Raw genomic sequence first — 13,119 nt, forward strand, 5'->3', positions numbered from 1 at the left:
GGCACTGTGAGGAGAGATTGAGTGAACCTGAATTATGGTCGGCCACCCTTGGCCGCAGAGAACGAGGACCTGGTTGAAGCACGTCTGAGGGAGGCTGAGGCAGCCGGTGGAATCCGGGAGACACTGCGCGTGGAATGGCGGGGTGAACCGACGCAACTGCCCGTCATTGTCATGCCGGTCGCGTCCCTTTACTACAACCCCAACACGCACCGGATTCGAGCTCAGCGCACGCACGATCCGGAGCGGGACCGGGTGCTGGATGAGAAAGCCTTCGAAAGTGAAGGGCAGGAGTATCTGCACCATCTCCTGCGAGCTCTGCCAGCCGATCCGGACAAGCCTGATCCGAAGTTCCGTGACCTGATGGCCAGCCTTGAAGAATTCGGGCAGAATGATCCGGGGCTGATCACTCGCTCTGGGATCCTCGTTAACGCGAACACGCGGCGAGCGGCCCTCAAGGACCTCGGCAAAGCGGCTATGAGAGTGGCAGTGCTTCCCCCGTCCTGCACGTGGGATGACATCAGCAGTGTCGAACTCTCTTTGCAGCTTCGGGAGGACCACCGACGCGACTACTCCTACATCAACCGGTTGCTGGCTATCGAGGAGCAGCTGAGTCTCGGACGGCTCGTCGCGGACATCGCGAAGCAGTTCCGCACTACCGCGCAGGCGTGTGAACAGGACCTTTGGATCCTGGCCACGTTGAATGATCTCGTCGCTCGGAGCAAGGGCAGCGGGGCCCAGCTTCGGCTTATGGATTTCGAGGAGCACCAGGAGAAACTAAAGGAGTTGCGTCGCCGCTACGTGAAGGATTCGGCGGTGAGCAAGGCACAGGCTGACCTCATGAAGGAGCAGCGCCTTGCTGCCATCGCCCTTGGCTTCTCCAAGACGGACGTCCGGTTGATCGAGCCAGACTTCAAGACGCGGTACCTCGATAGTCGGCTGCCTGATTCAGCCAAACCTCAGTCAAACCTCTCAGCTTCCGCTGGGGTGTCTATTCCTGGCCTGAACAGAACAGTTCGCGCAGCGGATCCCAAGGTCGAAGAGGCCAGGGCGCTCACCGATGCCGTCCTCCGCGTCCGAGCGGTGGAAGCGTCCACCGCCAACGTGACCGGAGAGCAGAAGGTCCAGGCGGGCGAGAAGCTGAGTCAGATGAAGGCAGCCTTCGAGGCTGCTCTGGAGCCCGCGGGCAAAGACGCCCGGATTCGCAAGCGGAAGCAGGCAGCGCCCGACCGTCTCATCGACGCATGCCAGGACATCAGCCAGTGCGTTGACGACCTTGTACACGCCAGGGGGTCTCGGAGCCTTGATGAAGAGATCTTCGATGAGGCCGTAGTGAAACTGAGCGAAGCTCTCGGCAAGCTCGCCATCGAGTCGGCGCGCAGCATCAAAGAGCCAGGAGATGGTGTGAGCTGGCTTCTTGACGTCATGCGCAAAAAGGAGGAGGGGTGAGTACGGTCAAAGCGCCCTCTCTGCGCCTCGGGTTCGATGTGACCCGGACGAGGGCGGTTTTGCGTGCTCGTGAGGGACTTGAAAACGATCTGGCCTCGCTGGCCGCCCGCTTCCCTGCGGGAGGTCGGCGAGGTCCGCTTCTCGCTGAGATTGATCTGGACGACTTCCTCGTGGGTATTAGCGAGCTGGGTTCCTGGTCTGCGGATGGGGTTGAATGGGATGAAGAACTCGCTGCTCTCGTCGGCAGTGTGCTGGACGATGCGGCAGCTGCGGAATACCAGCTCAGCGGAGGATTTACCCCCTCAGGGGGCGTAAGTCCTGACGATGTGGGTTGCCTTTTGGGTAGCGAGTGGATTTCTGACCTCACTGATTTCCAGCGCCGTGATATCACACGGCTTCTAGACCTCCGCCACGGCGCTAATTTCAGTGTTCCCGGCGCGGGTAAAACTCGTGTGGGTCTGGCAGTTTTCTCCGCAATGAGAAATAGGGGAGAGGCTCGGCGTCTGCTCGTTGTATCTCCGAAGTCTGCTTATGAGTCATGGCAGTTCGAGAACAGTGTGTGTTTCGCAGAGCCACTCCGCTTCTCCGTTATGGGAAGCACGCCTGATCCGAGTGCTGAGATCATGGTTGTCAACTATGAGCGCCTGGATCGATCGCTGGCTTCCCTCGCCGGCTGGCTGCGAGCGGTCCCGTCCATGGTGATCCTGGACGAGGCCCACCGGATGAAACTTGGTGCACGCGGGGTCTACGGGGCTTCCTGCATGGCGCTCGGCCCGCTAGGCCGTCGCCGCCTCATCCTTACTGGTACTCCTGCGCCCAACGGTGCAAGGGATTTGGAGAATCTGCTCTCTTTCGTCTGGCCAGGCCATGGGCGGGCGGTTGTCACCGGTGCGGTAGCCGGAGGGGATCTCGCGTATGCCAGCCAGGTGTTGCGTCCGCTCTTCACCCGTACTACCAAGGCAGAACTTGGCCTGCCGCCCTTTGAGCCTAAGATCCGATATGTCGAGCTTCCTGCTCTGCACCGAGAGATCTACGATGCTCTCGTGGGAAGGTACTCGGCTCGCGCAGCGGTCGTGCGGGATGATTTTGACGCATTGGGTAAAGCGATGCTGCGACTGCTGATGGCGGCGACCAGCCCGGCTCTCCTTGTTGAGGGAATGAGCCGATACGAGCCCCTGAGTTACCAGGTGCCACCTCTGGAGATCCCGCAGGGTGATTCGCTCTATGGGTTGATGAAAGACCTCCCCGATTACGAGTGGTCTCCGAAATACCAGGAAGCGCTCAGTATTATCGCGGGTAACGCAGCCCAAGGCCGTAAGACACTGGTGTGGACAACATTCGTCCGCAGCATTACCACTATGCAGCGGATGTTCGCTGCGTATAGGCCGGCAGTCGTCCATGGTGCGACACCGGACAGGGAAGAGGAACTTCGCAGATTCCGAGAAGACCCGGATTGCGCGGTCTTGATCTCTAACCCTGCGACACTGGGTGAAGGCATCAGCCTCCATCAAGTCTGCCATGACGCTGTCTACGTGGACCGGGACTTCATGGCTGGGCGATTCCTGCAGAGCCTTGACCGAATCCACCGCCTCGGCCTCGCTCCGGGTACGGAAACCAACGTCACTGTTCTCGCCTCGGTCGGGACGATTGATGAGATCGTCGCGCTGAGGCTGGAGGAGAAGCTGGAATTCATGGGAAAGATTCTCGATGATCCGTCAGTGCAGCAACTAGCAGACCTGCAGGAGGAGGCTCCTGTAGCTGGAGGAATGGACATGGCGGACATTCGTGCTCTGTTGAAGCACATCGATGGCGATCGGTAGCGCGACTCTCCGCGCAGCACTGCGGTGGGTCACGTACCTGCAGCGAGCAGACGCGCCGAGGGCGCTCGCGCTCTTCACTAACCATCCGCGCTTCGCTGACCTCGCTCCCGCGCAGTATCTGAGTGGACTGATCTGGCTTCGGGAGACAGGCCTGCTTGGGCGTGGAGACCGTCTGGTGCCGATGGACCCGGAATCGGCGTTTCAGATCTTCCTGGATGCTGCCGAGCGCATGCGGCCCGGTCGCGTGGAGGCTGCGCTTGCTGAAGTACTGGCCGCCGGCCAGGTTTTCGGGCTTGGGGGCGACAATCCCGAGGCGGCAGTGATGACCGTGAGCGGCAAGATTGACCTGGAGAGGAGGGTGCGGACCGGTGAGGCTGGGGAGGCGGGGCTCTTACAGATGCTCAGGCAGGGGGGTTGGTCGGCGCGGCAGGTCTCGCTGGAGGCGGACGGCTTTGGCTATGACATCGCGGCCACTGACGTAGCCGGAGGAGAGCTACATCTTGAAGTGAAGTCCACAACGGCGATCAGGGGATACGTGGTCCACCTCTCCCGCCACGAGTTCCACATCATGTGTGCGGATCCGAGCTGGAGGATGATCGCTGTCCGGCTTGACGGTCACGATCAGGTTCAGGACGTCGCGACGGTAAGCCGCGAGTGGATCGCCCAGGCGGTTCCGATGGACAGGGACGGGGGTGGCCGCTGGGAATCCGTACGCCTTGTCATTCCGGACTGTGAAGTGGTCCCCGGTATCAGCGGCCTCGGCCCGCCCGGTACCTGTTGCGACGGGGCTCGTGACCTGGTGGGACTGCTGGGGAGTTGACAGCCCGCAGAGACAGGTGGACGGTCATGCTTCTCCTGGGCCGATGGGATGCGACACTTGCGTGTCCGCACGCACCGCACCAGGAGGAACCGATGGGTACCGTCGGCCGTCAACTGACCTCGATCGAGATTTGCGCGGGTGCTGGCGGACAAGCTCTCGGACTGCATGCGGCGGGTTTCCGGCACCTTGCGCTGGTCGAGATCGACAAGCACGCGGCTGCGACGCTCAGGCACAACGTCAAGCTTCGTCCTGAGTGGGAATGGGAGAAAGAGCACTGCCTGATCCACGAGGGAGACGTCAAGGGTTTCGACGCGCTTGAACAAGTTTTCGCTCCGGAAGCCCCGGGGGTCTCCGAGCGAAAGCCGGGAAAGCAGTATCCCATGCTCAAGCGGGGCAAGCTTGATCTCCTTGCGGGCGGTGTTCCCTGCCCCCCATTCTCTGCCGCAGGAAAACAGCTCGGTCGCGATGACGAGCGAGACCTTTTCCCGGCGATGCTGGACCTGGTGGAGGATCTCAACCCGCGTGCAGTGATGATTGAGAATGTGCGCGGTCTCGTGGAGCCATTTGAGAAGTTTCGGTACTACAGGAACCACATCAAGAATCGTCTTCGCAAAGCTGGTTATGTGATCTGCGATTGGCGAGTCCTCCATGCTGAGAGCTTCGGGGTTCCCCAACTTCGGCCCCGTGCGATTCTCGTGGCTATCCGGAAGGACTCGTACCGGGGGTTCGACTGGCCTGCACCACACGATCAAGTGGTAACAGTTCACGAGAAGCTCCAGTCCTCCATGGAGCGACGACTCGGCGGCTTGGAGTCGGAACTATATGAGCAGTGGGAAAAGAAGTCGAAGTCAAGTCCCGTCGCGCCCACCCTTGTCGGGGGATCAAAGAAGCATGGCGGTGCCGACCTCGGCCCGACGCGGGCCAAGAAAGCCTGGGGCTTCCTTGGTGTAGATGGCATGGGTGTAGCAAACGACGAGGACAAGATGGTGGACCCCGACCGGGACTTGGGGGTTTTGGGCCGCGGCCCAAAACTTACGGTAGCGCAGGCTGCCATCATCCAAGGGTTCCCCGAGGGGAAATGGGAGTTCACCGGGGGCAAGACAGCTCGTTACCGACAGGTGGGCAACGCATTTCCACCGCCAGTCGCTGAGGCGGTCGGAGCGAAAATCAGGGAAGCGTTGCTGCGCAAGGGCCCTCTGGTGGAGGACCCCACGCCCGATTTCGAGCCCGAACAGGACCCGTCACTCGTTGCCCCTCAACTTCCTCTTGAGGAGAGCTCTCCGGCGGTCGGCGACAACGCGTGAGACCGTTCCAGCACATTCTTCGGGCGGCTCGTGCTCCCAAAACCGGAGCACGGTCCAGCCTGCCTGATTGAGGCGTAGATCGGTGTCCCGGTCGCGGGCCATGTTGCCCGCGACCTTCTCTGACCAGTAGCCCGGATTCGTCCTTGGTGCCTGATAGTGCTCAGGGCACCCGTGCCAGTAGCAGCCGTCGATGAAGACCGCTACTTTTGCAGGGCGGAAGACGAGGTCAGCCGTCCGCCGGAGGTCTGGCAGAGGCCGCGCGGCTACCCGGTAACGCAGTCCATTCGCGTGTACCAAGCGCCTGACCAACTGCTCTGGCTTCGTGTCCCGGCTACGGATCGCCTGCATGTTTCTGCGCCGAGCGGCGGAGGATGCCCACGAGCCTTCCGGCGGTACCCAGGTCTCGTCCTCTGGCACAGTTCCGCCCTTCGGGATGTCCTCTGCCCACCGCGAGGCGGGAAGAAGGTGGCTTTCGCGACCACCTTCCTGCTTGCGGGGCCCGGCGTTCGGCCCGGGCAGTCTTCGGACAAGGGCGTTGCCCCCTACGCCCCATGACACCCCCGATAAGCCACCCCCGCCCCGCACCAGCACGCCGCGTTCCGGGCCGGGGGCCAGGAGACGGCTCGGCCTCGGGCTGCCAGCGTGGTCGCGTACTGGGGGAGCAGGGCCGTTTCCGATGGGGATGCCGACTCCGAGGCTGCGAAGGCTTCGTACGACGGGATGCTTCCCGTCACGATGCCCAGGTTCTTCGTGCCCGCCGCCGACAGTTCCCGCAGCGCCGACTCGATTTCGATCAGGTGCGTCGCGTGGGAGGGGTACTCCGCCTCCAGGGCCGGGTACGCCGCCAGGAGTTCGGTGAGTTCCTCGGCCTGCCAGTGCAGGACCGCCACCGGGAACGGGCGGGACAGGGCCGCCCGGTAGGTGCCCAACTCCGACTGGAGGCGGGCGATTTCCGCGCGCAGCACCGCCGGGTCGTCCGAGCCGAGCGCCCACAGGCGGTTCGGGTCGTGGAGTTCGTCGAGGCTGATGTCGCCCGTGTGGACGGAGTCCGCCAGGGCGTCCCACGCGTCGTGCTCGTTGCCCAGGGCCCTGCTCACGCGGTGGCGGCCCGTGAGGAGGGCCTGGGCCGCGTACGGGACCTCTTCCGCCGGGTCGACCAGCAGGGTCAGGGCCTTGGTGAAGGTGGCGTGGGCGGCGTCCGGTTCGTCGTGGGCCTCCAGGGTCTCCGCGACGATCGCCCAGGGGGCCGGATCCCGCGGGGTCGAGGCGCGGATGCCGTCGATCATGGCGCGGGCCTCGGCCTCGTGGCCGTACTCCCAGAGGTTGGCCGCCTGCAGGGCCTTGATCAGGGCGAGGTTCTCGGCCGGGCCTGCCAGCAGCCGGTCGTAGAGCGTCGTGGCGCGGGCGCGGTCGCCGGCCAGTTCCAGGTGGGCCGCGGCCTGGAGCAGCAGCGGCTCCTGGTCCTCCGGGTACTGCTCGGCCGTGCGCAGCAGGCGCTCGGCTTCGGCGATGTGATCGGCGGGAGTGTCGGGGCGCATGCTCCACACCGTACTGCCGTGCGGGGCTCTGGAGACTTCCGGATCCAGCGCTTATGGTGCCGCCCGTGCAGCAGCCGAGGCGGGACGCGATTCCGGTAGTGGTGCAGTGGGCGGCCTCACGGGGCCGTACCGTCCTCGCGCGCGGGCTGTGGACCGGCGCCGAAGTGACCGTGACGCTCGGGCTGATCGTGCTGCTGTTCGTCGTGCAGCAGCTGTGGTGGACCAACCGCGAGGCCCGGCAGGGCGCCGCGCGTCAAGTGCAGGCGCTGGAGCGGAAGTGGGACGGCGGGCGGGGGAGCGGAAGCGGCGCGGGCGACGGGGATGTGACTCCCGCCACTCCGTCTCCTGCCGGTCCGTCGCCCGGTCCGGACAGCGGCCCCGGTACCGGTGCCGGTCCGGGTGGCCGGTCGGGCTCCGCGGCCGGCCGGCCGGCCGCGCGCGGGCCCGTCTGGGACAAGGCGTACGCGGTGATCCGGATCCCGCGTATCGGGATCACCGCGCCGATCGCGCAGGGAGTCAGCAAGCAGAATGTCCTCAACAAGGGTTATGTGGGGCATTACGTACAGACTGCCGGGCCCGGCCAGGCGGGGAACTTCGCGCTCGCCGGGCACCGCAACACCCATGGTGAGCCGTTCCGTTACATCAACCGGCTCCGGCACGGCGACACGGTCACCGTCGAGACCGGCAGCGCTGTCTACACGTACGTCGTCGACAAGAGCCTTCCGCAGACCTCCGCGCGCGACAGCGGGGTGATCGCCGCCGTGCCGCGCAGCACCGTCAAGCCGCAGTACGGGTACAGCGCGCCCGGCTACTACCTCACGCTGACCACCTGCACCCCCGAGTACACCTCCCGCTACCGGCTCGCCGTCTGGGCCACCCTGCGGTCCATGCGCCCCCGTTGAGCGCGCACCGGAACCGGCCCGCCGCCCTCCCGACCGGCCCGGCGCCCTCCCGGTCCGCCCCCGACACCGCCTAAGGTCACTGACGTGCTCAGACGTCGTCCTCAGCTGTTGTGGCTGCTTGTGCCCTTTGTGCTGTTCCTGGGGGCGGTGCCGTTCGTGAATCGCGTACGGCCCGTTCTGCTCGGACTGCCCTTCCTCTTCCTCTGGATGATCGCGGCGACGCTCCTCACGCCGCTCGCCGTCTGGCTCACCCACCGGGCGGACCACCATCGCGCGGACCGGCGCGCGGATCGGCCGGGTGGTCGCCGGTGAACGCCGCTGTCGCCACCTCGATCTTCGCGGTCTTCATGGTCGCGACCGTCGTTCTCGGCCTGGTCGCCGTCCGCGGCGGCCGGACCGGCGGGCTCGCCGAGTGGTCCGTCGGCGGGCGCAGTCTCGGCCCGGTCTTCATCTGGGTCCTGATGGCCGGCGAGGGCTACACCAGCTTCAGCTATCTCGGCGCGGCCGGCTGGGGCTACAACTACGGGGCCCCGGTGCTCTACGTGGTCGCGTACATGTCCTGCGGCTACGCCCTCGGGTACGTGGTCGGGCCGACGCTCTGGGCGTACGCCAGGCGGCACGGCCTCGTCTCGATCACGGACATGATCGCGCACCGGTACGGCAGACCCTGGCTCGGTGCGGCGGTCGCCGTCCTCGCGACCGTCTTCCTGCTGCCGTACATCCAGCTCCAGATCACCGGCATGGGCGTCGTCGTCTCGACCATCTCGTACGGGGCGATCAGCCTCAACTGGGCCTATTTCGTGGCCTTCGCCGTCACCACCGGGTTCGTCGTGATCAGCGGACTCCGGGGGAGCGCCTGGGTCTCCGTCCTCAAGGACGCGCTCGTCATCGGCACCCTCGCCTTCCTCGCGTTCTACGTGCCGCTGCACTACTTCGACGGGTACGGGGACTTCCTGCACCGCGTCGTCACCGAGAAGGGCGACTGGCTGACCTTCCCCGGTCACGGGGGCGGCGGGCCGGGCGGCAGCGGGCTCGGCCAGGCCTGGTACGTGACGACCTCACTGCTCAACTCGCTGACCGTGGTGATCTTCCCGACCACCGTCGCCGGGTACCTCGGGGCGCGCAGCGCCGACGTGCTCCGCAAGAACGCGGTCTGGCTGCCCGCGTACAACATCCTGCTCTTCGTCCCGATGTTCCTCGGCCTGGCTGCCCTCTTCGTGGTGCCGCACCTGACCGGCGCCGACTCCAATCTGGCGCTCTTCAAGCTGGTGGTGGACTCGCTGCCCGCCTGGGCCGTCGGCGTCATCGGGGTCGCCGCGGCGCTCTCCTCGATCGTGCCGATGGCCATCTTCATGCTGGTCATCGGCACGATGTGGGGCCGCAGCGTGCTCTCTCTCGTACCGCGCTGGCGCGAGCGGCAGAAGGGCGCCTCGCAGTGTGTGGTCGTCGTCGCGGGAGCGCTGGCGCTGGTCCTGACGTACACCGCGCCCAACACACTGGTACGGCTGTCGCTCATCTCGTACGAGGGGATGGCGCAGCTCCTGCCGATGCTGCTGCTCGGGCTGGTGTGGCGGCGGCTGACGCTGCTCGGCGCGGGCAGTGGTCTGGTCGTCGGGGTGGGGGTGGTGTGCGCCTTCGTGTTCAGCGATCACGATCCGGTGTGGGGTGTGAACGCGGGCATCGTCGCGCTCGGCGCCAACCTCGTGGTGGCGCTGGCTGTGACGTACGCGGGGCCGCGCGACCGCGACCCACGGCCGGACGGGGAGCTGCTCGCCCGCGATCCGATCGGGCCCGCGGACGGTGCGGTTGACGGCGGTGGCGCCGGTAGCGGCGGGGGAGCGGACGTTCTCGCCTGAAGCCGGGCGGGCTCGGGCGGTACGTGTCAGTGAAGCGGGCGGCGCGGGCGGAGCAGCACCGCCGGGGGACGGGGGGATGCGCCCGGCCGCGGGGTCGCCCCGGAGCCGGACAATCCGGTCAGCCGCGTGCTCCTGGAGCCCCGCAGGCTGCTGGAGCCGATCGAAGCGGGTCGTGTATAACGGCTGGAGTACGTTTTTCAGCCTGGAGCACGCCGTGCCCATGCGACGCAGCCACCGGAAACGCGACGCAGACAGACGCAGGCACCGGAGAGAAGCAGACACCGGAAAGGGGTGGAAGACATGGTCGCTCGGCTCATGCGTCTGCCCCGGCCCATCATCGCGCTGCTCTTCTTCCTCCTCGCCGAGGCCCTGCTCGTCGAGGGCGGCACGCTCTCCTCCGCCGTCGCGCTCGCCGCCACCGCCGCGGTCGGGTCCGCGCTCGCCGCGTGTGCGCTCATCACCTCGCGCAACGCGCCGGCCGTGCCGCGCACCCGGATCCGTACGGCCATCCGCGACCGTGAGCGGCGTACGGCCTTCCTGCCGCAACGCGATCCCGACGCCTCGGGCAGGCCCAGGCCCCGAGCACCCGGCCGTCCCGTCCCGACGGCCGCGTAGGACACCCTCCGCACCACCTTCCCCCCGGTTTCCGCCGCGGGCCGTCACGCCGACATGTCTTCCTGTCCGGCCCGCGACGAGACCCCCCGGAGGGTTTTCCCGTGTTCTCTTCCTTCTTCGCTGCCTTCGCCAGCCTGGTCACGCACATCGCCGACCTGCTCCAGCCGCTCTTCCACGGTTCGGCGACGGCCGCCGCGATCATCCTCTTCACCGCCTGCGTGCGACTCGCCGTGCACCCCCTCTCGCGGGCGACTGCCCGGGGCCAGAAGGCCCGCACCAAACTCGCCCCGCGCGTGGCCGAACTGCGCAAGAAGCACGCCAAGGACCCGCAGAAGATGCAGAAGGCCATCATGGAGCTGCATGCCGAGGAGAAGATCTCCCCGCTCAGCGGCTGCCTGCCGAGCCTTCTGCAGATGCCCGCGTTCTTCGTGACGTACCACCTCTTCTCCAGTACGCACATCGGCGGCTCGACCAACTCACTGCTCGGTCACACCCTCCTGGGCAGCCCCCTCGGCGGCCGGCTGAAGGACGCGATCGGGCACGGCGGGCTCTTCGGCGAGCAGGGCGTCGTCTACCTGGTGCTCTTCGTGATCGTCGCCGCCGTCGCCACGTTCAACTACGGCCGCACCAAGCGGATGATGGCCGCCGCTCCGGCCCCTGCCGCCGTCGAGGGGCCCGGCGCCGGAGCGATGGGCGCGATGACCAAGGTGATGCCGCTGATGTCGTTCGCGACGCTCCTCACGGTGTCCTACGTGCCGCTCGCCGCCGCCCTGTACGTCGTCACCAGCACCACCTGGACCGCCGTCGAGCGCGCCTTCCTCTACCGGGACACGCTGCCCGCCGCGGCGGCCGTCGCCAGCCCCGTCTAGCGCCTGAGCTGCGGTTCACGGGGCGCCGCGGAGGGAGCGAGTGGTCCAGCTTGTGAACGGGGTCTTGCGGCCTGGACCTCGAACTTGGAGGATCAGCCAATCCCCCGATGGCCGCAACCCATCGGCCGGACCGGTCCAATCGTTGGGAGACTGACCATGAAGCTGCTGCGTGTCGGAACGGCCGGGGCCGAGCGCCCCGCACTGCTCGACGCCGACGGAACCCTCCGTGACCTCTCCGCGCTGGTCACGGACATCGACGGCACACTGCTCGCCGACGAGGCGGCACTCGACCGGATACGGGCCGCCGCGGCTGCCCGGGTGCTGCCCGCCCTCGACGGCGAGGCGCCGCGCATCGGGCCGCCGGTCGGCCGGATCGGCAAGATCGTCTGTATTGGGCTGAACTACCACGACCACGCCACGGAGACCGGCGCGGACATCCCCGCCGAACCGATCGTCTTCATGAAGGCGCCGGACACCGTCGTCGGCCCCGACGACACCGTGCTCGTACCGCGCGGCAGCGAGAAGACCGACTGGGAGGTCGAGCTGGCCGTCGTCATCGGGCGTACGGCCCGCTACCTCGGGTCGGCGGAGGAGGCGCTCGGCCACGTCGCCGGGTACACGGTCGCGCACGACGTGTCGGAGCGTGCCTTCCAGATCGAGCGCGGCGGCCAGTGGGACAAGGGCAAGAACTGCGAGACGTTCAACCCGCTCGGCCCCTGGCTGGTCACCGCCGACGAGGTGGCCGACCCGCAGGCGCTCCCGCTGAAGCTCTGGGTGAACGGTGAGCTGAAGCAGGACGGCACGACCGCCGACCAGATCTTCCCGGTCGGCGAGGTGGTGCGGTACCTGAGCCAGTTCATGACGCTGTACCCGGGCGATGTCATCAACACCGGTACGCCTGCCGGGGTGGCGATGGGACAGCCCGACCCCAAGCCGTACCTGCGGGCGGGGGACGTCGTGGAGCTGGAGATCGAAGGGCTCGGACGGCAGCGCCAGCCGCTCAAGGACGCGTAGCGGCCGGTACGGCCCTTTTGCGGGGGCCCGGGTGCTGCCCGTGCGAAGCCTGCGGGCCGGTGACCGTCCGGACACCGGCCCGCAGGCCCCCGCCGTGCGATGCGCCCGGTGCGCTGAGCCCTGTGGGATGAACCGGGTGCGAACCCCGTGCCCCGCCGTCCAGCGGCGTCCCGGCCGGTGTGCCGACCGGCCTGGGAGACGATGTTCAGCACCGTGCTCCCCGACGGCACGGGACGCCCATGACGAAGGAGCGCCGATGACCAGCACGGGTGCAGGCGGGAAGGCGGCGGCCGCGCCGCGCCGGGCCAGGACCGACAAGGCGGCGTCGATCTCGTACGCCGCCTGTGAGGTGTTCGGGCGGGACGGCTACTCGCGCGCGAGCATCGACACGATCGCCGCCGAGGCCGGCGCCTCCACCCGCACCCTCTACAACCACTTCCCCGGCGGGAAGGAAGAGCTCTTCCGTACGGTGGTGCAGTGGAGCTCCGGACAGATGCGGGACGCCCAACTGGCCCTGCTGGCACGGTATCTGGAGGTGGACCGGCTGCCACGCGCGGCGGACCTGGAGCGGGATCTGCTCGCTCTCGCCCGTGCCCTGGTCGGCCTGATGGCGGAGTTCCGCGACCACTTCTCGCTGGTGCGGCACATCTACGCGGAGGCCGGACACGTCCCCGCCGAGGTCCTGGACGCCTGGCAGGAGGCGGGGCCGCGCGCGGTGAACCGGCAGTTCGCCGTCGCGATGGCCGCGCTGGACGCGGCGGAGCTGATCGACGTGCGCGGCGACCCGGCCCTGGCCGCCGCGCACTTCATGGCGCTGACGTCGACCGACATTGTGCACCGGTCGTACTGGGGCATCAGCCCGCTGCCCCCGGAGGAGACCGACCGGATCACGGCGGTCGGGGTGCAGGTCTTCCTGCGGGCGTACGGCCGCTGAT

13 protein-coding genes are annotated in these 13,119 nt (G+C 67.1%); 11 read left to right on the plus strand and 2 right to left on the minus strand.

The window, feature by feature from the left end:
- Positions 1-21 precede the first annotated feature (21 nt).
- The 4 genes from OG285_RS22985 (at position 22) to OG285_RS23000 (ending at position 5,390) form a co-directional block, all read left to right on the plus strand.
- On the plus strand, positions 22-1,446 hold the full coding sequence (locus tag OG285_RS22985; protein WP_371792061.1) for a transcriptional regulator: 1,425 nt from the start codon (positions 22-24) through the stop codon (positions 1,444-1,446).
- The gene (locus tag OG285_RS22990; RefSeq protein WP_371792062.1) at positions 1,443-3,266 is read left to right on the plus strand and encodes a DEAD/DEAH box helicase; all 1,824 of its coding nucleotides are present in this window, start codon (positions 1,443-1,445) and stop codon (positions 3,264-3,266) included. Before OG285_RS22985 ends, OG285_RS22990 begins: the two co-directional genes overlap by 4 nt.
- A gap of 181 nt (positions 3,267-3,447) precedes the next feature.
- A complete protein-coding gene (locus OG285_RS22995; RefSeq protein WP_371793591.1) occupies positions 3,448-4,086 on the plus strand; it encodes a protein NO VEIN domain-containing protein in 639 nt (212 codons plus the stop codon).
- A gap of 92 nt (positions 4,087-4,178) precedes the next feature.
- Positions 4,179-5,390 carry a DNA cytosine methyltransferase gene (locus tag OG285_RS23000; RefSeq protein WP_371792063.1) on the plus strand — a complete coding sequence of 404 codons (1,212 nt, stop codon included), beginning with the start codon at positions 4,179-4,181 and terminating at the stop codon, positions 5,388-5,390.
- Here the strand turns inward: OG285_RS23000 and OG285_RS23005 are convergent.
- Together OG285_RS23005 and OG285_RS23010 are read right to left on the minus strand one after the other, a co-directional pair.
- Entirely contained in the window at positions 5,328-5,807 is a 480-nt protein-coding gene (locus OG285_RS23005) for a very short patch repair endonuclease (RefSeq protein ID WP_371792064.1), read from the minus strand. The two genes, OG285_RS23000 and OG285_RS23005, sit on opposite strands and share 63 nt — an antisense overlap.
- Before the next feature lie 125 nt (positions 5,808-5,932).
- Positions 5,933-6,928 carry a hypothetical protein gene (locus OG285_RS23010; protein ID WP_371792065.1) on the minus strand — a complete coding sequence of 332 codons (996 nt, stop codon included), beginning with the start codon at positions 6,926-6,928 and terminating at the stop codon, positions 5,933-5,935.
- A 65-nt stretch (positions 6,929-6,993) separates the two neighbouring features.
- Between OG285_RS23010 and OG285_RS23015 the strand changes: the two genes are divergently transcribed.
- The 7 genes from OG285_RS23015 to OG285_RS23045 all read left to right on the plus strand — a co-directional run bounded on the left by OG285_RS23015 (position 6,994) and on the right by OG285_RS23045 (position 13,118).
- Entirely contained in the window at positions 6,994-7,830 is an 837-nt protein-coding gene (locus tag OG285_RS23015) for a class E sortase (RefSeq protein WP_371792066.1), read from the plus strand.
- A gap of 84 nt (positions 7,831-7,914) precedes the next feature.
- On the plus strand, positions 7,915-8,142 hold the full coding sequence (locus OG285_RS23020) for a DUF3311 domain-containing protein (RefSeq protein ID WP_371792067.1): 228 nt from the start codon (positions 7,915-7,917) through the stop codon (positions 8,140-8,142).
- On the plus strand, positions 8,139-9,686 hold the full coding sequence (locus OG285_RS23025) for a sodium:solute symporter (RefSeq protein WP_371792068.1): 1,548 nt from the start codon (positions 8,139-8,141) through the stop codon (positions 9,684-9,686). Before OG285_RS23020 ends, OG285_RS23025 begins: the two co-directional genes overlap by 4 nt.
- A gap of 300 nt (positions 9,687-9,986) precedes the next feature.
- The gene (locus OG285_RS23030) at positions 9,987-10,301 is read left to right on the plus strand and encodes a DUF6412 domain-containing protein (RefSeq protein WP_356833321.1); all 315 of its coding nucleotides are present in this window, start codon (positions 9,987-9,989) and stop codon (positions 10,299-10,301) included.
- 101 nt (positions 10,302-10,402) lie between these two features.
- On the plus strand, positions 10,403-11,170 hold the full coding sequence (locus OG285_RS23035) for a YidC/Oxa1 family membrane protein insertase (RefSeq protein WP_356833323.1): 768 nt from the start codon (positions 10,403-10,405) through the stop codon (positions 11,168-11,170).
- 156 nt (positions 11,171-11,326) lie between these two features.
- Positions 11,327-12,184, plus strand: coding sequence for a fumarylacetoacetate hydrolase family protein (locus tag OG285_RS23040; RefSeq protein WP_356833325.1), 858 nt, complete (start codon positions 11,327-11,329; stop codon positions 12,182-12,184).
- Positions 12,185-12,440: 256 nt separating this feature from the next.
- Positions 12,441-13,118 carry a TetR/AcrR family transcriptional regulator gene (locus tag OG285_RS23045; RefSeq protein WP_371792069.1) on the plus strand — a complete coding sequence of 226 codons (678 nt, stop codon included), beginning with the start codon at positions 12,441-12,443 and terminating at the stop codon, positions 13,116-13,118.
- Position 13,119: the final 1 nt, after the last annotated feature.

It is taken from the genome of Streptomyces sp. NBC_01471, assembly GCF_041438865.1.
In the GTDB taxonomy this organism is placed as follows: domain Bacteria; phylum Actinomycetota; class Actinomycetes; order Streptomycetales; family Streptomycetaceae; genus Streptomyces.